At 59.7% G+C, this 18353-nt stretch carries 16 protein-coding genes; 6 read left to right on the top strand and 10 right to left on the bottom strand.

The window, feature by feature from the left end:
* Window positions 1-21 precede the first annotated feature (21 nt).
* Genes MUN80_RS19220 through MUN80_RS19210 form a run of 3 tightly spaced genes read left to right on the top strand, consistent with a single transcriptional unit; the run spans window position 22 to window position 1655 of the window.
* Complete coding sequence (locus MUN80_RS19220) at window positions 22-528, top strand: hypothetical protein (protein ID WP_244715347.1); 507 nt, start codon at window positions 22-24, stop codon at window positions 526-528.
* A 24-nt stretch (window positions 529-552) separates the two neighbouring features.
* Entirely contained in the window at window positions 553-831 is a 279-nt protein-coding gene (locus MUN80_RS19215) for a hypothetical protein (protein ID WP_244715345.1), read from the top strand.
* A 17-nt stretch (window positions 832-848) separates the two neighbouring features.
* A complete protein-coding gene (locus tag MUN80_RS19210; protein WP_244715343.1) occupies window positions 849-1655 on the top strand; it encodes a ribonuclease E domain-containing protein in 807 nt (268 codons plus the stop codon).
* A gap of 108 nt (window positions 1656-1763) precedes the next feature.
* Here MUN80_RS19210 and mtaB read toward each other — a convergent pair whose 3' ends face one another.
* The 3 genes from mtaB to MUN80_RS19195 all read right to left on the bottom strand — a co-directional run bounded on the left by mtaB (window position 1764) and on the right by MUN80_RS19195 (window position 5474).
* Window positions 1764-3104 (bottom strand): tRNA (N(6)-L-threonylcarbamoyladenosine(37)-C(2))-methylthiotransferase MtaB, encoded by a 1341-nt coding sequence (gene mtaB, locus MUN80_RS19205; protein WP_244715341.1) that lies wholly within the window; start codon window positions 3102-3104, stop codon window positions 1764-1766.
* A 99-nt stretch (window positions 3105-3203) separates the two neighbouring features.
* Window positions 3204-3566 carry a hypothetical protein gene (locus MUN80_RS19200; RefSeq protein WP_244715339.1) on the bottom strand — a complete coding sequence of 121 codons (363 nt, stop codon included), beginning with the start codon at window positions 3564-3566 and terminating at the stop codon, window positions 3204-3206.
* 51 nt (window positions 3567-3617) lie between these two features.
* Complete coding sequence (locus MUN80_RS19195) at window positions 3618-5474, bottom strand: LTA synthase family protein (protein ID WP_244715337.1); 1857 nt, start codon at window positions 5472-5474, stop codon at window positions 3618-3620.
* A 279-nt stretch (window positions 5475-5753) separates the two neighbouring features.
* On the opposite strand from MUN80_RS19195, the gene MUN80_RS19190 reads away from it, so the two are divergent.
* Window positions 5754-7943 carry a glutamine synthetase III family protein gene (locus MUN80_RS19190; protein ID WP_244715335.1) on the top strand — a complete coding sequence of 730 codons (2190 nt, stop codon included), beginning with the start codon at window positions 5754-5756 and terminating at the stop codon, window positions 7941-7943.
* Between the two features lie 168 nt (window positions 7944-8111).
* Here MUN80_RS19190 and MUN80_RS19185 read toward each other — a convergent pair whose 3' ends face one another.
* The 5 genes from MUN80_RS19185 to MUN80_RS19165 all read right to left on the bottom strand — a co-directional run bounded on the left by MUN80_RS19185 (window position 8112) and on the right by MUN80_RS19165 (window position 10619).
* Entirely contained in the window at window positions 8112-8531 is a 420-nt protein-coding gene (locus tag MUN80_RS19185; protein ID WP_244715333.1) for a hypothetical protein, read from the bottom strand.
* A 65-nt stretch (window positions 8532-8596) separates the two neighbouring features.
* Window positions 8597-9019, bottom strand: coding sequence for a hypothetical protein (locus MUN80_RS19180; protein ID WP_244715331.1), 423 nt, complete (start codon window positions 9017-9019; stop codon window positions 8597-8599).
* Window positions 9020-9082: 63 nt separating this feature from the next.
* Entirely contained in the window at window positions 9083-9322 is a 240-nt protein-coding gene (locus tag MUN80_RS19175; RefSeq protein ID WP_244715329.1) for a hypothetical protein, read from the bottom strand.
* A gap of 407 nt (window positions 9323-9729) precedes the next feature.
* Window positions 9730-10065: a hypothetical protein gene (locus tag MUN80_RS19170; protein ID WP_244715327.1), complete on the bottom strand. Its 336-nt coding sequence runs from the start codon at window positions 10063-10065 to the stop codon at window positions 9730-9732.
* A gap of 374 nt (window positions 10066-10439) precedes the next feature.
* Window positions 10440-10619 carry a hypothetical protein gene (locus MUN80_RS19165; RefSeq protein WP_244715325.1) on the bottom strand — a complete coding sequence of 60 codons (180 nt, stop codon included), beginning with the start codon at window positions 10617-10619 and terminating at the stop codon, window positions 10440-10442.
* A 201-nt stretch (window positions 10620-10820) separates the two neighbouring features.
* On the opposite strand from MUN80_RS19165, the gene MUN80_RS19160 reads away from it, so the two are divergent.
* Window positions 10821-11270 (top strand): hypothetical protein, encoded by a 450-nt coding sequence (locus MUN80_RS19160; protein ID WP_244715323.1) that lies wholly within the window; start codon window positions 10821-10823, stop codon window positions 11268-11270.
* Window positions 11271-11312: 42 nt separating this feature from the next.
* Here the strand turns inward: MUN80_RS19160 and MUN80_RS19155 are convergent, their stop codons facing one another.
* Complete coding sequence (locus MUN80_RS19155; RefSeq protein ID WP_244715321.1) at window positions 11313-12944, bottom strand: T9SS type A sorting domain-containing protein; 1632 nt, start codon at window positions 12942-12944, stop codon at window positions 11313-11315.
* A gap of 103 nt (window positions 12945-13047) precedes the next feature.
* Entirely contained in the window at window positions 13048-13563 is a 516-nt protein-coding gene (locus tag MUN80_RS19150) for a hypothetical protein (RefSeq protein WP_244715320.1), read from the bottom strand.
* Between the two features lie 215 nt (window positions 13564-13778).
* On the opposite strand from MUN80_RS19150, the gene MUN80_RS19145 reads away from it, so the two are divergent.
* On the top strand, window positions 13779-18353 hold the full coding sequence (locus MUN80_RS19145) for a PAS domain-containing protein (RefSeq protein WP_244715318.1): 4575 nt from the start codon (window positions 13779-13781) through the stop codon (window positions 18351-18353).

Here is an 18353-nt window from a genome sequence, read left to right as displayed (position 1 = left end):
GGTGGGCTAAAGGTCGGGTAAGTGAAGCAGCTGCTGCGGTGGTTGCTGAGGATAGGAGTGGGGCTGGCTGGTTGCTCGGCGGCCGGGGCCCAAATACGGCCCGGCCAGCAGGCCCAGGTATATACCATCACCCATGAAGGCAGGGGCGGAAACTTTCAAATTCCCCAGGTTCGGCTGCCCAATACGGTCGTGGCCCGGCGCATCAACCGGCAGCTGCTAGGCCTCGTCACCGACTATAGCAGCGCTGTCGACTCGACTGCTAGTCCGCGGCGGCAACTGACCCAGCTGGCCCGCGAATGCTGCTATGATGAAGAAAGTCGCCACTGGCTGGCCGCGGGCAGCGGTCTGACCGGCATGACGTACGAGGTGCTGCTCAACCAGAATTATCTGCTTTCCTTTCAGTTTCAGCGGAAAGATCAGGGCCTCGTCCAACCGGGCACCAGCCACCTGACCTTCGATTTGCGCACCGGCCGGCTGGTGACGCTTCCAAAGCTAGTTGCCGACCCTCTCGCGCAACTGGAGCGTTGACTAGGAGCCGCTATCCGCCGCCGTTTGCACGACGAGCTGGCTGACGTAGTGGCCTATTACGGCGACGACTCAACGCTGATTGCGCGTGTAGCGCAGCTTTACGGCCTCAATGAATGGAGCACCACGCCACAGGGAGCTATTAGACTTGAGGCAGGCAATTGGGCTGCAGCTGGCCCGAACGAATCTACGTTGCATCTAACCGAATTCGCCCTGCGTCCCGATGCACTGCTGCTGTTTCATCCCGTGGGTATGTCACGCCTCGACTTTGAGTTTTTGCCTGACGAAACCTACGTGTTTCCCTAGGCACGGCTGCAGCCGCATTGCTACAGCCCGTAGCGCAAGCCGGCTCCATAAAGAAAAAGAAAACCCCACATGCACGGCAACAGTATTATTGTTACATTTGGGATATAAAACATTTGGATATGGTGGCTACTGGAACAGTTGGGCAGCGCTTTACACAGCTTATTGCTCATTTGGGGATATCAAAAAATGCCTTTGCTTCGTCGCTGGATAAGACGGCAACCGTCATTCAGCACATTGTGGATGAGCGAAATAAGCCCGGGTTTGACCTTTTGTGTAAGATTTTTGAGGTGTATCCAAATGTGTCAAAAGATTGGCTGTTGCAGGGAACGGGCAGTATGCTGGTTGCCGGCTCCTCACTGCCGATTGACCCCGTGCCAACTGCGCCGACAGTTAGCGCCCGGGTAGCAGAGCCCCGGCCAGAAGCGTCTGTTGTAAGTCATTCACCTGTTGTGGAGCCAGTAGTTGCCAACCCCTCTGTATCCGCTCCAGTTGCTGAGCCAGCAGTTGTAACAGCCTCTGTTGTGGTAGAACCCACAGTAGCTCCCGTAAAAGAAGGCGCTGTAGCTGAAGTACCTGCGGCTGCCCCGGTTATAGAGCCTGTTGCGGCCGCCCCTGCTGTGTCACCAGCACCAGCACCAGCACCAGCACCAGCACCAGCACCAGCACCAGCACCAGCACCAGATATCAGCTGGCAGACGGCTTTGTACACTCAGCAAATGGCGCATCAGCTGGCTATGGCTGAACTGCGTAACCAGCATCTGCAGGAACAACAGCGGATGATGCAGCAAATGATGGATTTGATGAAACAACAAATGGTTAAGTAAGATATTGTTCATTTGGATAAAACAAAAAAGGCCCGTCACTTCAGTTGACGGGCCTTTTTTGTTGGTAAAAGCAGTGTTGCCAGATTGATTTGCTAGCCAGGAGAGGCCTCAGTGCTGAAAAACTTCTACGCCCAGCTCTTCGGCTTCCATCAGGTTCTGCGGATTAACAGCCGTTAGGCGCAGGCGCTTCAGTTCACCCACCAGCAGCGGGTCATATTTGGCCACTACCCGGATGTAGTTCGGCGTAAAACCTTCCATGTGTCCGTTGGTCACGTCGTCCTCAAACAAGACCGCCGTTTCGGTACCTAAGTGCTGCTCGTAGAAATAGCGCTTCTTCTTTTCCGACAACCCGCGCAGCTGCGTGGTCCGCTCGTGGCGGTGGCGGTCCTGTACCCGGCCGGGCAGCGTGGGGGCCAGCGTATTTTCGCGCTCCGAATACGGGAAAACGTGCAGGTAGCTCACATCCAGATCGTTCAGAAACTGGTAGGTTTCCAGGAAATCGGCCTCAGTTTCGCCGGGGAAGCCGACGATGACGTCGACGCCAATGCAGGCGTGGGGCATTACTTCCTTGATTAGGGCCACGCGCTCCTGGTACAGCTCCCGGCGGTAGCGGCGGCGCATTAGACCCAGAATCTTATTGGAGCCCGACTGCAACGGGATGTGGAAGTGGGGCATAAAGCGCTTCGAGCGGGCTACGAAGCGGATAATGTCGTCGGTGAGCAGGTTGGGCTCGCAGCTGCTGATGCGGAATCGCTCGATGCCTTCTACCTCGTCGAGGGCCTGGACCAGGTCGTAGAAGTCTTCCAGCCGTTGCCGGTCGGGGCCCTGCAAGCCGAAGTCGCCCAGGTTCACACCCGTCAGCACGATTTCCTTGACGCCAGTTTCGGCCAGCTTCTGCACCCGCTCTACCACACTTTGCACGCTGCCCGAGCGACTTTTGCCCCGGGCCAGAGGAATGGTGCAGAATGAGCAGGAATAGTCGCAGCCGTCCTGCACCTTGAGGAAGGTACGGGTCCGGTCGCCGTAGGAGTGGGCGGCGTGAAACTCGGTGGCCGCCGCAATGGGTGAGGCGTGCACATGACCGGGTTGCCCGATTGCGGGCTTTTCGAACCCGGCCAGAATGTCCACGAGCTGAAACTTCTCGGCGGCCCCAAGTACGGCGTGCACCCCGGGAATTTCGGCAATTTCCTGGGGCTTGAGCTGGGCGTAACAGCCCACGATGGTCACGAAGGCCTCGGGATTATGCTTCAAGGCTTCCTTGACCACCTTGCGGCACTTCCGGTCGGCGTGGTCGGTGACGGAGCAGGTATTGATGACGTAGATGTCGGCAGCATCCTCGAAGGCTACTTTGCTGAACCCGCGTTCCTCAAACTGCCGTCCGATGGCCGACGTTTCGGAGAAGTTGAGCTTGCAGCCCAGCGTATAAAAGGCAACTTTTCTGGTTTCCATAAGTCAAGACCACAAAGATACAGCTTCGGAAGTTCAAGCACGGACCAGCCGTCGGAAATAATGCGTGAACTTTTTGGTAAGAAGCCCTGCCCGACCCGCTTACATTACTGCGGCCAACCGCTGCTGAATCAGCTGCATCAGGCCCGGCAGGTCGGTTTGGTTGAGCTCGGCAGCCGTAATAAAGGGCGTTAGCTCACCGATATCATTTGTTAGAAAGACGGCCGGCAGGGCCGTAGCGGCCTGCTGCGGGTACCTTGCTAAGAACTCGTCTCGATGCAAAAACTCCGTCGGCAGGGGCAGGCCTGCCACAAACTCCTTCCATTCGGGGCGCATCCGGGTGCCGTGGGTAATGGCGCACAAGGAGCACGGATAAGTAGCCGGCGAAACGAGCTTGTGCGCCAAATCCAGCAAGCTGTTGACCAACCCGGTATCGGCATTGTAAATAAAAAGCAGATGTGGCATCACGCAGCAATAGGGAAAAGTCGGTCCGGCTGAGTTGGCCGCTAACGAAGCTTACTTACGCAGAAAATCCTCATACGAAGCCTGCTCAAACGCCTGGCCCTGGCGCAGCTGCTCTTTCGTGACCCGTGGGTCGCTCTTGATTACTTTGCGCGGTACGTTGTCGAACGTAACCGTGCCGGAGGAACTGACCATGCCGAAGCCGTCGGAAAAGCAGTAGAAAGCAAACGGCTGTCGCAGGGGCTGCAGCAAGTCGTGGCTCCACTTGTAGTCGGCAGTGGGTAGCTGCAGCTGCCGCAGCAGCGTGGCGGCGATGTCAGTCTGGGAGGCTATTTGCGAGTACACCCGGCCGCGGGCTTCGGGGCGTAGCGCGCCGCCGGCCAGCACCAGCGGAATCCCGAATTTGCGGCCACTCTCGTTCGGGTCGTTGCCTGGCAGCGTATGGCCGTGGTCGGCTACGAGTACCAGCAGGGTATTATCCCACCAAGGCTGCTGCCGGGCTGTGTGCAGAAAGCGGCCCAGAGCCCAGTCGGTGTAGTACACGGAATTGCGGAACAGGGCTGTTTCGTCGGTGCCGGGAAACTTGCGCGCTATCGGAATTTCGAACGGCTCGTGGCTGCTCAAGGTGAAGGCCGTAACGAAAAACGGCATCGGCTGCGTCTTCAGATCCTGCAGCACCCGGTCGAAGAGCACGTGGTCCTGGGCGCCCCACTTGGAGTTCTGCTGGCTGCGCGAGAAGTCGGCTCGTTCGGTAAACTGGTCATAACCGGCCGCCACCAGGTAGCTTTTCATGTTGGCAAATGCCAGTTCCCCGCCATAATAATAGTGGGACTTGTAGCCAACCTGCTCCAGGGAGCGGCAGAGGTGGGGGAGCCGCTCGGTTTTGCGTGGGTACTTGATAATGCTGGTGGTGGGCTGGCTGGGGTAGCCGCTAAGCAAAGCCACCAGGCCCTTCTGGCTTCGGTCGCCGGCCGCGTAGATGTTGTTGAAGAGCACCCCGGTGCGGGCCAGGCTGTCGAGGTTGGGCGTCACGTTGATTTCGCCGCCGGTGCTGGCCACAAACTTACCCGTGAAACTCTCCAGGATGATAAACAGCACGTTGGGTCGGGTGGTGCGCAGCAGACGGGCTGTATCGGGCGCGGCGGGCTGGGCTGGGGCATAGAGCTGGCGCACGGTGCGCGTAGCGGCCGAGTCGGGCATAAACTGGTAGGGGTTCGGGCCGTTGTCGGTCAGCAGCAGGGTCTGGGCCACATTCCAGGGCACGTTCAGGGCGGCATGGTTGGCAAAGGGCAAGGCACTGAAATACACGTCGCTCTGGTTGATGGGAATCTGCTGCAGGCCTCCGCGCAGGGGCACAATGAGCAGGGCCAGGTACAACACGCTGGCCAGCACGGCCCGGGGCCGGCCAAAGTGCGGCGGCAAGTCCGGAATCGGGCCCACCATCTTTTGGTATAGCCACCAGCCCAGCCCGAGCAGGCCGGCCAGAATGCCCGTTAATACTAGGAGGGGCGCGCTGCCGGCCGAGGCCGCCATTTCGCCCGGCGAATTCAAATACTGCAGCGGCGTCGCGTCGAGCCGGAAACCCCAGGCCCGGTACAGCTCCAGGTCGGCCACGGTGAAAAAGGCCACCACCACGCCCAGCACAGCCGAGTAGAATGTAAGCAGGCGGCGCGGAAACCAGCGGGCGGGCAGGGCACTGCCGATGGCGAAGAGCAGAAAGGGCACTACGCTCAGGTAGGCCGTGGCCGAAGCGTCGAGGCGCAGGCCGTAGCCAAAGATGCGCGCGACGCTGCCTGGTGGCAGGGCGGCCGTTTGGGTGAAGTGGTAAAGTAAAAAAGCAGCCTTCGTAATGACGAAGTACACCAGCCAGAACAAAAAGTAGCGGGGCTGGAACGCAAAGCGGTTTCTCACCCCGCAAAGGTAGGAGGAAAGCCAGTGGCTACCGAAACCCGACCTAGGAAACCACAATTCCGAAAATTCACGGGTTGAATTGCCTTTTTAGGGTAGTCGCTGGTAAAAACATGTTAGTATTTTGTAAAGTGCCCCGAATCGGAGAGGGTTAGAAAGGAAAATTAGGGTGTTTGTCGAAAAATTACTCATATTTGAAGGGTGGTAGTTGCAAATGCCAAGGGAGTGCTCTTACATTTGCCCCTGTCAATTACCCATCGTTGCTTTCCGTCTAAACAGTACATGGCAATTCTCCGCTTTAAAGCTCTTGAGTTAGTCGACCAGCGCAAGCCGCAGGCCGTTGTTACTTCCGATGAGCGTCGCTCCGACAGCTTCGGCAAGAACGTGTTCAACCTGGACGCCATGCGCGCTACCATGCCGGGCGAATATTTCAAGAAGCTGCAAGCCGCTATCAAGCAAGGCTCGCCGGTAGAGCGCTCCGTAGCCGACGCCGTGGCTTCGGCCATGAAAACCTGGGCCATGGCTAAGGGTGCCACGCACTACACCCACTGGTTCCAGCCCCTGACCGGCTCGACGGCCGAGAAGCACGACTCTTTCTTTGATCTGAACTCCGACGGCCGCCCGGTTGAGAACTTTAAAGGTTCGGCGCTGGTGCAGCAGGAGCCCGATGCTTCCTCGTTCCCCAACGGCGGCATCCGCAATACCTTCGAGGCCCGTGGCTACACTGCCTGGGACCCGACTTCCCCCGCCTTCATCATCGAAACGGCCGGCGCCAAAACCCTGTGCATTCCCACGATTTTCGTGGCTTACACCGGTGAAGCCCTCGACTACAAAGCCCCACTGCTCAAGTCGCTGGCCGCGTTGGAACAGGCTGCCGTCGACGTGTGCCAGTACTTCGATAAGGACGTAAACCGCGTGAGCACTACGCTGGGTATCGAGCAGGAGTACTTTATCGTCGATAAGGCGCTGTTCGACGCCCGCCCCGACCTGGTAATGACCGGCCGCACGCTGTTTGGTCATGCTCCAGCCAAGGGTCAGCAGCTCGAAGACCACTACTTCGGCTCCATCCCGAGCCGGGTACACGCCTTCATGCTTGACTTCGAGGAAGAGTCGAACCGCCTCGGTATTCCGCTGCGCACCCGCCACAACGAAGTAGCGCCCAACCAGTTTGAGTGCGCCCCGACTTTCGAGGACGCTAACTTGGCTGTCGACCATAACCAGCTGCTCATGGACATCATGGACCGTGTGGCCGAGAAGCACAACCTGAAAGTGCTGCTGCACGAGAAGCCCTTCTCGGGCGTCAACGGCTCGGGCAAGCATAACAACTGGGCCATGAGCACCGACACGGGCGTCAACCTGCTGGCTCCCGGCCGCCGCCCCAAGGAAAACCTCCAGTTCCTGGCGTTCTTCATCACGACTATTAAGGCCGTGCACCGCTACGGCGATTTGCTGCGCGCCAGCATTGCCTCGGCTTCCAATGACCACCGCCTCGGTGCCAACGAAGCCCCGCCGGCCATCATGTCGGTCTTCGTGGGTTCCCAGCTGAACTCGGTACTCGACGAGCTGGAGCGCACGGCCAAGCTGCCGCTCGACAAAGGCGACAACATCTACCTCAAGCTCGGCATCGACAAGATTCCGGCCATTCTGCTCGACAACACCGACCGTAACCGTACCTCGCCTTTCGCCTTCACCGGCAACAAGTTCGAGTTCCGCGCCGTGGGTTCGTCGGCCAACTGCTCGTCATCGATGACGGTGCTCAATACCATCGTGGCCGACCAGCTCATCGAGTTTAAGAACTCGGTCGACGCGCTGATTGAGCAGGGCAAAAAGAAGGAAGTGGCCATCGTGGAGGTGCTGCGCGAGTACGTTATCAGCTCCAAAAACATCCGCTTCGAGGGCAACGGTTACTCCGACGAGTGGAAGGAAGAGGCCGCTAGCCGTGGTCTGTCGAACATCCCGACTACGCCTCAGGCTCTCGACGCCCTGGTGCGCGAAGACGCCGCCGACCTGTTTGCCCGTCATAACATCTTCTCGCACGTGGAGCTGCACGCCCGCCACGACATCTTGCTGGAAGAATACATGAAGAAAATCCAGATCGAGAGCCGTGTTATGGGTGATCTGGCCGTGAACCACATCATTCCGACGGCCGTGGCCTACCAGACCAAGCTCATCACCAACGTGCGCGGTCTGCGCGAGCTGGGCCTCGACGACGAGCTGTCGCAGGTGACGGTGGATACCATCAAAGCCATTTCGCGCCACATCAGCACCATCAAAACCCAGGTAGATGAGATGGTGAATGCCCGTAAGGTGGCCAACAAAATTGAAGATACCCGGGAGCGTGCCATTGCGTACTGCGACACGGTTAAAACGCATTTCGACACCATTCGCCGCTCCGTCGACAAGTTGGAGCTGATGGTAGCCGATGAGGACTGGCCTTTGGTAAAGTACCGCGAACTGTTGTTCCGTCACTAAGTCCAGAGGTTAGAATCGGGCCGGAGTTGGGTGGGAATTTTCTCCGGTTTCTCGATTTCACTAAAAGCCGTTCCGGGTGGGGCGGCTTTTTTTGTGCTTTACAGTTTATGAGAAGACGGTATCTGACTCAGGCGCAGCTCAAGCTACAACGGCAGCGAAACGCGGAGCTTACCGGGCGCAGGTTGTCGTCGAAATAGAGTAATACCCGCCGGGGCGAGTTGCGCGCCGCTGAAAAACCAACCGGGCATCGGTTAGCTCGGTAATCGTCAAATCATACTGGTCCATCCGGCGCATGTTCACGTTGTACTGCATCACGTGCAACACCGAGCCTTCCCGGGCGTAGCGGCTGTGCGAAAGAAGCGTTTGATTCTCGAAGTACCGTATCGTGTCGGCAGAGATGGTGTAGTACAGCTCTAGTCCCGTTGGCTGATCCTCGTAAGTTGCCAGCACGTTGCCCGTTGCATCATAGTCGATGGATACAAAGGCATTTCTGTTCCAGCGGCCTTGCAGTGCTGGCTCAGGCTCGGCGGCTTCCTTCTTACAGGCAGCCGTGAGCAGCAGAAAGCTTAATAGGAGCAGGCGGGGCATGGGATAAGGAATAACGAATTGCAAAGGCGCCGCCCCGGTGGCCCCCTGGAGAAACCAGCCCTGGGCTAGCGGGAAAAGGTCAACCGCCAGTCGGTACGGTTGCCATTGGCATCCGGGAATTGCTTCTCGTAGAACAACACCAGCTGGTGCTGGGTCAAGGTGAGGATTTGCGCTACTTCCCCGTTCTGGTCATGCATGAGCTTGTTGCCCACTCGTTTGAAGGTGAGCGGGGGGCCAGCCGGCGTGTATTGCCCGCGATACGTGAAAAAAAGCTGATGGCTGGTAGAGGTAAACTCCCAGGTGAATCCCTCAAGGTTGGGGGAAGTATAGGTGTCGAGCAGTTTGCCGGTAGGGTCGTAGATAGACTTGACATCTTCGACCTTCAGCCAAGCGCCTTCCAGCGGCGGCTCAGGCTCGGCAGAGTCTTTCTTACAGGCGGCCAGCAACAGCGTCAGGCACAGTAAGAGCAAGGGGAACAAGCGAGGCATAGGAATACGAATAGCAGCGAGAAAACTACGCCGCCGCGGCGGGCCCTAGGGCGACTGAGCGCACTAGCGGGTGTACTTACGCACGACTATAGTATAGACATCTTCAGAAAGAAAGACCGTATCGGAGTGCAGAGTAAGGCGGTGCTCGGTCAACTCGATAAGATGTTCGTCGATGCGAGTGACGGGAACAAAGTCGATGCGGTTGTTGGTGCGGATATAGTTGGCCGTGTGGAGGAGCGAATTATCCTTCACGTCGTGCTCCGTAATGACATCGGCTGTGATAACCCGGTGACTGGGTAGCATAGACAGGCTATCTGCGAGCAGGAGGGTGCCGTTGGAGCGATAGAGGTTGTAGACAATACTTTTATGTTTCCAACGGCCTTCTAACGTGGGCCCGGGTTCGGCCGCGTCTTTGGTACAGGCGGCCGCGAGCAGCGTCAGGCACAGCAGGAGCAGGAGTAACAGGCGAGGTGTGGAAATGGTAGGTAACATGCTCATCTATTGATTGTTAAAGTGTTGTTGCATAGCTTCTAGATCACCTGCAATTTTTGTCAGCAACTCAAACTGCTCATTGCTAAACATGGAAAGAGTGGAATACTGCACGAAGCCCGCAAAGCCAAGTCGTTCGGTTACTTCGGGGAGCTCTTGCTCTTGGGGCAATTTGCCATAACGTATTGAAATAGGGTTAAATGGATATGTTCTGGCTTGTGCTAAAGTGTCTTGTACTGATTCGTTAGTGTGGCCTCGTGCCAAGTGAAGTCTTTGGAATCGTCGTCTACCATAGCAGCAGGAAATTTTACCAGATCATCAGAAGGATGAAAAATCATTTCGATAGAGTCAAAATAGAGCTCGACTTTATCATCTTGGAAAAGCCGTGCTACTTCCTGCTCTATAGCTTCAGGTAGATAATCGTTCGGATTTACTTCGGGAGTATCCCATTCAGATATGAATCCAGAGGGCCGCACAGGAGTGTTAGGAAACCGGACTAATCGTACCGTTTTACCTTCCCATGGAATGTCAGTATACCTGATTTGGACTTGGCTCATACCATTTCAGAAGAGATGAATTGCTTAAGAACTACTTTGATAAATTTTGTTGCCGCTCCAACAGCTGGATAATCCGCTCCTTATCCGCCAGCTGGCTCCGGAGTAGGTCGTTCTCCGAGCGCAGAGCAGCTGCGTTCCTCTCGCAATCAAGGAGATAAACTTGGTTTTCGTGAGCAGATTGGGTTATAGAAACTCAGCAGCAAGCTACTCAATTCCTCGCAAGCGAATACATGCCTTTGCCATGCTTTTTACTGAGTTTTCGCCTCTACTGCTGATTACATAATCCAACCTTAGCAGTAGCAGTGTGGCGCACACTGTCAGGGGAGAAGTGTAAGGCTGGGCTTCGAAGTCACTAGTGGTGGCGTTCCGCCTGATCACTCGGCTACTGAGTCTGCTACAGTTGCTTGCCCGGGCTTTGCTGCAGGGGGCGTGGAGGTAGTGGACTTACCGAACAGGGCAATCAGGATCAGGATGATAACTAGAACAATGATGCCATTTTTACTGGAAATAGAAACCCCGGCTACGTGGGGTGCGGGAGTAGGATGCTGGGGCATAAGAAGAGTAAAGAAAGATCAGTAGCTAGTGGAAAAAGACGTCGTGCTCAGCGGATCGAAAGATAGTAAAATGCTTATGCTTGCCGTTCAGCTTTAGCCCACTAGCTGGCTCTTGTGCCCCGAATGCAGCAAGAGCCACCCAAGAATTGGAAATCCCGGTGCGGCGGCCGTACTTTAGGAGAGCACTAGATTCGTCATGGCATGGAGGCTGATAACAACAGGGGAGAAGTAATGCTGGATACGGCCGGGGCACCGCCGGAAGAAGCACTGCTGGCGGAGCGGCTCCGCAAGCGCGACCGGCTCATGAACCCGCTGGTGGCTACGGCCGCTACTACGGCCACCAAGCTGCTGCCCCTGGTGGAACTGGTGGAGCGAATCCGGCCCCACATGGAAAACGACTCGGTGTTCACCTCCCGGCGCGACAAGCTCCGCGCCCAGTTGGCCATTGTGCAGCAGGAGCTGCACGCCGACAAGCCCCGGCACGAGGCCATTGCCCACTCCTTTAAGCTCCTGGCCGAGTTTGTGCGCGAAGAATCCCGGGAAGTCAGCAAGGACGAGGTGAAAGAGTCGGCCAAGCGCTTCGTGCACGTGGCCCTCAAAACCGCCCCGGAACTGATTCGGGCGGCCCACACGGCGGGGCTGTTTTCCTGATGCCTACCGGCTCCCCTGAGGCCGGCCCGACCCGTTGCCAAATCAGTTCAGCTGCAGACGCTGCGTGGCCACGTAACCCTCGGGACCTTCCAGGCGCAATAGGTAGAGCCCGGCCGGGTGCTCACGAAGCGTAAGCGGTACTTCGGCCTCGCCGGTTGCTGTTACGCGTTGACTGTATACAGTGCGGCCCGTGGCATCGAGTAGTGACAGGCGCAGGTTGGTGCGCGGGGCGCCATTGCCCAGGCGCACGGTGAGCTGGCGCGTGGCCGGGTTGGGATAAGCCTGCAAAACCTGGCCGGCTACCGGGGCCGCCGTGGCCGTCGTGACATTGCCCAGCTTGATAATCCAGTAGTCTTGCAGGCCTTTGCTGGACTGCGTTTTATCAAAGCCGCTATTGGATTCACTGAATACGGCCAGCAGCAGGCTGCCGTCCGGGGCCACCTGCATGGCCTGGAAGGTCAGCAGGTAATCCAGTTTGGTGCCGCCCATGGTGCGGTCCCACTGTTTGATACCGTTGGCGTCGATCTTAATCATCCAGACGTCGGAGAGGCCAATGATATTCTGGGTCTTGTCGCCGCTGATATTCGAGTTGGAGTAGCCCGCGGCCAGAAAGCCGCCGTCGTTGGTTGCCACTACCGAGGCGGGTTCCTCGGTGGCAATGCCTCCGAAGGTGCGGTCCCATTGCTTGGTACCGTTAGCGTTGAGCTTAATCAGCCACATATCTCGCCCGCCGCGGCTGGGTTGCGTTTTATTGCCGCCCTGGCCCGAGATTGAAGACCCCGCCACGATGTACCCCCCGTCCAGGGCCTGCCGGATACCGGTGGCCTGGTCGTCGTCGGTACCCCCAAGGGTGCGGTCCCACTGTTTGGTTCCGGCGGCATCAATCTTGACAACCCAATAGTCGGAGCCGCCCTGGTTGGCCTCCGTTTTGTCGGCGCCGAGCACCGAGCCGGAAGTCCCGGCCAGGATGGCTCCTCCATCCTGGGTGGCCACCATGGTGCTCAGGTTATCATAGAAGGTACCGCCGTATACCTGGTCCCAGAGCTTGTTACCGGCGGCGTCAATCTTGATTACCCAGTAGTCATTGTCGCCTTTGCCGGGTTGGGTTTTGTTGCCGCTAACGCCCGCGCCCGACGTGCCGCCCAGCAGAAAGCCCCCGTCCGGGGTGCGGACCATGGCCGTCAGCGCATCGGGGCCCGTACTGCCGTAGACCCGGTCCCAGAGCTTGGTGCCGTTGGCATCAAGCTTAATCACCCAGAAATCGGTGCCTCCGGGCCCGGCCTGGGTTTTGTCGCCACTGACGGCTGTATTGGTAGTGCCGCCCAACAGAAAGCCGCCGTCGGCCGTAGCTTCCAGCGTTGTAAACATATCGTTGCCGAAGGTGCCGAAAGTCCGGTCCCAGATCTTGTTGCCACTGGCGTCGAGCCGCAGAATCCAGTAGTCGGTATCCGTGCTGCTCTGCGTCTTATCACCCCCAGCGTCCGAGTACGACTGTCCGCCAATGATGGAGCCGCCATCGGGTGTCAGGACCACTGCTAGGGGGCGGTCCTCCAGGGTGCCGCCGTAGGTTTTGTCCCATTGCTTAACGGGACCCTGGGCTAGGGCTTGGTGGGCGCTGGAGCCGGCAAACAGCAGCGTTAGGCCTAAAAATAGTTGGGGTAGCGTTTTAATCATGCCCGCAAGGTAGGAAAATCGGCTGCCGGCTTACTGCCTTTTCGACCAAACCAGCCGGGCAGCGGGTGGGACTCACGCCGGGAGCCTGGGTTTTCCTTGTTCCTTACAACTCAGAACCGGCCGTAGGCGGCAGTTGCGCGGGCATCGGGTGGTCGTCGGGCAGCACTTCGGCGCCGCTGCCGGCATCGGGAACCATGGTTTTCCAGGCGGCGCGCTTGAGCTCGTCGAGGCGGCGGAGCGTGTCGGCAACGGTAGCGTGGGTGCGCACCTTCTCGAAGAAGCCGGTACTGACCCCCACTTTGATCAGGCGCTCCAGCACGAAGGGCAGAATCCAGCCGACGACATTGGTTGCCAGGGCCCCGCGCAGTCCGATGCGGATCAGCAGCCGGGCGGCCATGCGCTCCAGCAGCAGGGCTTTAGCGGCGGGCAGGGCCTTGTCGGCCAGAAAATCGGCCACGAGCTGCACGTTGCCCTTCTGCACTTCGGCCCGCAGAATGTCCTGGATGGAGTCCAGGGCTTTTTTGGCCAGCTGCTGGAAAAGGCGGCCGGTTTGCCAGGCCGTCATTCCGGCGGCGCGGGCGGCACTGAACAGGGGCGGAAGAAACAAGGGCTTTTTCATGACTAATATGGGCGTATCATTGCTACGCGGCGGGGCAAAGAAAGGCTACAAAAAGCAAAGGCGGCCCTTCTGCTGACTACGAGCCGGCACCAGCTAGTGCCAGTTAAGAAACGCTCCGCCGGGCAACAATCGTGCGGCGGAATGCTTCAGTATGGCGGCGCTTACGTATACTGCCCCGCCAGCAAGGAGCTTCTGCGGCCCGTTATGATTCTCTTATGCCCGCCCAACCCGACTATCAAGCTCTTTTTGCAGCCCTGCCCGGTATTCACCTGGCCCTTTCGCCGGCGCTGACCATCGTGGCAGCTTCGGCCGAGGCTGCCGAAACCGCTGGGCAGCCGCTGGAGCAGCTGCTGGGCCAGGTCGTGGAGGCGGTATTTGGGCCGGAGTCATCGGCGGAGTGGGGAACGGTAGGCGCCGAGCTGCAGGCCGGCTTGGCGGCCGTAGCCAACACTTGGGCCGCGCACGAAGCGCGGGCTGGCGGCTGGCAGCACCGTACCTGGCCCGTGCTGGGGCCCGAAAACGAAATCCGCTACTTTCTCTACCGGGCCGAGCCCGTCGTGGAAGCCAGTCCTGCGCCAGCGGCTGACTTCCGGCAGCTGTTCGACACGTTGCCGGTAATCGTGTGGACGACCCGCCCCGACGGCGGCGCCGACTACCACAGTGCGCGCTGGCTGGAGTACACGGGCATTAGCCGTGCCCAGGCTGATGCCGACGGCTGGCTGTCGGTGGTGCACCCCGAGGACCGGGCCCGGGTGCTGGAAAACTGGCACCGAACCCGGGCCGCGGGCACTGAGTATTCGGTCGAATACCGCCTGCGCCGGGCCGATGGGCAGTACCGCTGGCAACTGGCCCGCGGAGTGCCACGCCGGGATGCGGCCGGCACCCTGATAGGCTGGACGGGCACTACGCTCGACATTCACGACCAGAAGCTAATCGAGCAGCGCCTAGCTTCCCAGGATCGGCACTTTCAGCAGATTCTTAGTCAGGTGCCGGCTCATATTGCCACCCTGCTCGGGCCCGACCACGTGTATGGCTTCCTCAATGAGAGGGGCAATCAGCTTTTTGGGGGCAAAGTGCAACTAGGTATGCCCGCCGCCCTGGCCGTGCCCGAGCTAGTAACCAACGGGTACATCAAGCTCGTGGACGAAATCTACCGGACCGGGGCGCCGTTTGTGCTGTCGGAAATGCCGATGGTGCAGCCCGCCGCCGCCGATGGCTCGGTCACTACGCTCTATTTCGACGGCGTGCTGCAGCCTCTGACCGACGAACAGGGCCAGACCCAGGGCATTCTGGTGTTCGGCATCGACGTGACTGAGCGGGTGGAGGCCAAGCAGCGTACGGCCGAGCTGATGGCTGAAATTCGGGCCCAGGACGCCCAGTTTCGGACCATGGTAGAGTCGTTGCCGCTGTTCATCTATATTGCCGATGCGCAGGGCCAGATTCTCTACATCAACCCCCAGCGCCACGAGTTTACGGGCCAGCAGCCCGCCCAAGGCCTCCTACACTGGGCCGAGCCCCTGCACCCCGCCGACCGGCGCCGCCTCAAAGATGATTTTGCCCGCGGCCGCAGGCTGGGTCAGGCCTGGTCGGGGGAGTACCGCCTGCGCCGCCACGACGGCCAGTACCGCTGGCACCTGCTGCGGGCCGTGCCCATGCTCCGGCCCGACGACGGTTCGGTGAGCCGCTGGTACGCTTCCAGCGTGGATATCGACGACCAGAAGCAGTTTCAGCGCCAGCTCGAAACCAAGGACGAATACCTGCGCCAGATTCTGACCCAGGCCCCGGCCATGATTGCCACGCTGGAAGGGCCCGAACACCGCTACGCCTTTTTCAATGCCCGCTACGAGCAATTCGTGGGTGGCCGGGCCGTGCTGGGCCAGTGCGTGGCCGACGTGCTGCCCGAGCTGGTAGAACAGGATTTTATTCCGCTTCTCGACCAGGTGTACCGCAGCCAGAAGCCCCTTGTGGGCCAGGAAATGCCCATCTGGCTAACTGACCCCGCTACCGGGCAGCGACGGCAGCACTACCTCAATTTCTCGTACCAAGCCCTACGCGACAGTCAGGGCCAGCCCCGGGGCATCCTGGTCTTTTTGGTAGAAGTAACCGAGCAGGTACTGGCCCGGCAGCGGGCCGATGGCCTGGTCACCCAGCTGCAGCGCAGCGACGAGCGGCTGCGGCGTATGACGGAGGCTCTGCCCGTTATGACGTTCATCAACGACGCCACGGGCCACACCGAGTATACCAGTCCGCAGTGGCACCAGTACGCGGGCTACCCTCCCGGTACCGACGTGAACGAGGTCTGGGACGCGCTGCTGCATCCCGACGACCGGGCCCGGGCCCGGGCTGAGTATGCCGCGGCGCTGGCCGAAAAGCGGGGCTGGAACCTGGAAGTGCGTCTGCGCCGCTACGACGGGGAGTACCGCTGGCACCTGAGCCACACCGTGCCCGCCGATACCGATGAAGGCCTGAAGTGGTACGGCTCGACAGTCGACATTCACGAGCAGAAACGCCTGAGCCAGGAGCTGGCTGCCAGCACGGCCCACTTCAGCCAGCTGCTCGAAGCCCTGCCCCAGCTCACCTGGACGGCTAGCCCCGTCGACGGGCAGGTGACGTATACCAACCGGAGCTTTCAGGCCTACACCGGGGCTGCCGCTCCGGAGCTGCTCGGCACGGGCTGGTCCCGCTACGTGCACCCCGCCGACCAGACCACGACGTTTCAGGGCCTGCCGGCCGTAATTCGCACCGGAGTTGGGGCCCAGACCGAGCACCGCCTGCGCGGGGCCGACGGGCGCTACCGGTGGTTTTTGGGCAACCTGCTGCCGCTGCGCAACTCGGCCGGCGAAATCACCCAGTGGCTGGGCACTAATACGGACATCGACGACCAGAAGGGGGTGCAGGAACAGCTGCGCCGTCAGGATCAGCGCCTAAGCCAGATTCTAGGCCAGGCCCCGGCTATTATTGCCACGCTGGAAGGGCCTGAGCACCGCTACGCCTTCTTCAACGAGGCGCATAATATCCTGATGGGCAACCGCGCTGGACTAGGCAAGCCCCTGGCCGAGGTACTGCCCGAGCTGGTCGAGCAGGGCTTTGTAACGCGGCTCGACCAGGTGTACCAAACCGGGGAAACCTTCGTCGGCCACGAAATGCCAATGCAGCCGATAGGTAACCGGACCGGGACGCCCAGCCTCTACCTGGACCTCACGTTTCAGGCCCTGCGCGACGAACAGGGGCAGATTTTCGGGGTGCTGGCCTTTGCCGTGGAAGCCACCGAGCGGGTGCGGGCCCGGCAGAGCGCCGGGGCCCTGGCCGCCGAAGTCGGCCGCCGCGACGTGCGCCTGCGCCGCATGACCGAAGCCTTGCCCGCCGTGTCGTTTATCTGCGCCCCGGATGGCCAGATGGAATACCTCAGCCCGCAGTGGTACCACTACACGGGCCAGACCACGGAGCTGCAAACCGGCGACATCTTCACGGCCCTGGTGCACCCCGATGACCAAGCCGAGGTGCGCCGGAGCCTGCGCCGGGCCCTGATGCGGGGCCAGCCCTGGGAACTACAGTACCGCCTGCGTCACCACGACGGGCAGTACCGCTGGCAAATCAGTCGGGGCGTGCCCGAATACGACGCCCAGGGCCAGGCCCTGCGCTGGTACGGCACATTGGTCGACAACCACGAGCAGAAAGAGCTGCAAAACCAGTTGCAGCGCAGCGAGGAGCAGTTTCGCTTCATGGCCGAAAGCATCCCGCAAATTGTGTGGACAGCCGGCCCGGATGGTAAGCTGGACTACATCAACCGGCGCTGGACCGAGCTGACGGGCCGCTCGGTAGCCTATGGGCTGGAGTTTGGCTGGACTGAGCTGCTGCCGCCTCAGGAGCGGGAGCGAATTACAGCCAACTTCATGGCCGGCATGCGTGGCGGGGCAGATTACGAGCAGGAAAGTCAGCTGCTTTCGGCCCAGGATGGGCGCTACCGCTGGTTTTTGCACCGGGGCACGCCCATGCGCGACGCGGCCGGCAACGTCATCAAGTGGTTTGGGACCAGCACCGATATCGACGACTTTAAGCAGGCTAGTCAGCAGCTCGAAGCCCGCAACCAGCAGCTGGCCCGCACCAATGCCGACCTGGATAGCTTCGTTTATACCGCCTCCCACGATTTGACCCAGCCCATCAACAATATGGCCGGTATCTTCGAGGAGCTGACCCGCACGGCCTACTTCCGCGACCCGGATGCCATGAAGCTCATCGTCATGTTTGAGCGGGCCCTGCAGCAGATTCACCAGACCATTCACGACCTCTCCGACGTGGTGCAGCTGCAGCGCCGCCACGCCTTGGTGCCGGCCGAAAACGTGGACTTGGCTGCCTTGACCCAGGAAGTACTGGGTAGTATGCAGGAGCAGAGCGCCGCACTAGGGGCCGAGTTTCGCCTCGATTTTACGGCCGTACCTACCGTGCGCTTCGTGCGACCCAACCTGCAGAGTATTCTCTACAACCTGCTGAGCAACGCCCTGAAGTACTCGGAGCCCGGCCGGCCGCCCCGGGTACAGGTGTCGAGCGGCATTCAGGATGGAGTGCCCGTGCTGACCGTGCGCGACAATGGGCAGGGCATTGACCTGGAGCGGCACGGCAGCCAGCTGTTTCAGCTTTTCCGGCGCTTTCACGAGCACATCGAAGGCTCGGGAATGGGCCTCTACCTGGTTAACCGCATGGTGCAGCTCAACGGTGCCTGGCTCGAAGTCGACAGCCAGGTAGGCGTGGGCTCCACGTTCCGTATTTATTTCAAAGCTCAGGAATCCTGA

This window comes from Hymenobacter cellulosivorans (assembly GCF_022919135.1).
In the GTDB taxonomy this organism is placed as follows: Bacteria; Bacteroidota; Bacteroidia; order Cytophagales; family Hymenobacteraceae; genus Hymenobacter; species Hymenobacter cellulosivorans.
The sequence above is the reverse complement of the archived record's forward strand: the minus strand, read 5'-3'. Positions and strand labels throughout refer to the sequence as shown.

Coding starts and splice junctions, on each gene's coding strand:
- MUN80_RS19145 (WP_244715318.1), top strand. CDS start 13,779: ATGCCCGCCCAACCCGACTATCAAGCTCTTTTTGCAGCCCTGCCCGGT.
- MUN80_RS19160 (WP_244715323.1), top strand. CDS start 10,821: ATGGAGGCTGATAACAACAGGGGAGAAGTAATGCTGGATACGGCCGGG.
- MUN80_RS19200 (WP_244715339.1), bottom strand. CDS start 3,566: ATGCCACATCTGCTTTTTATTTACAATGCCGATACCGGGTTGGTCAAC.
- mtaB (WP_244715341.1), bottom strand. CDS start 3,104: ATGGAAACCAGAAAAGTTGCCTTTTATACGCTGGGCTGCAAGCTCAAC.
- MUN80_RS19165 (WP_244715325.1), bottom strand. CDS start 10,619: ATGCCCCAGCATCCTACTCCCGCACCCCACGTAGCCGGGGTTTCTATT.
- MUN80_RS19150 (WP_244715320.1), bottom strand. CDS start 13,563: ATGAAAAAGCCCTTGTTTCTTCCGCCCCTGTTCAGTGCCGCCCGCGCC.
- MUN80_RS19155 (WP_244715321.1), bottom strand. CDS start 12,944: ATGATTAAAACGCTACCCCAACTATTTTTAGGCCTAACGCTGCTGTTT.
- MUN80_RS19180 (WP_244715331.1), bottom strand. CDS start 9,019: ATGCCTCGCTTGTTCCCCTTGCTCTTACTGTGCCTGACGCTGTTGCTG.
- MUN80_RS19175 (WP_244715329.1), bottom strand. CDS start 9,322: ATGCTACCCAGTCACCGGGTTATCACAGCCGATGTCATTACGGAGCAC.
- MUN80_RS19170 (WP_244715327.1), bottom strand. CDS start 10,065: ATGAGCCAAGTCCAAATCAGGTATACTGACATTCCATGGGAAGGTAAA.
- MUN80_RS19190 (WP_244715335.1), top strand. CDS start 5,754: ATGGCAATTCTCCGCTTTAAAGCTCTTGAGTTAGTCGACCAGCGCAAG.
- MUN80_RS19185 (WP_244715333.1), bottom strand. CDS start 8,531: ATGCCCCGCCTGCTCCTATTAAGCTTTCTGCTGCTCACGGCTGCCTGT.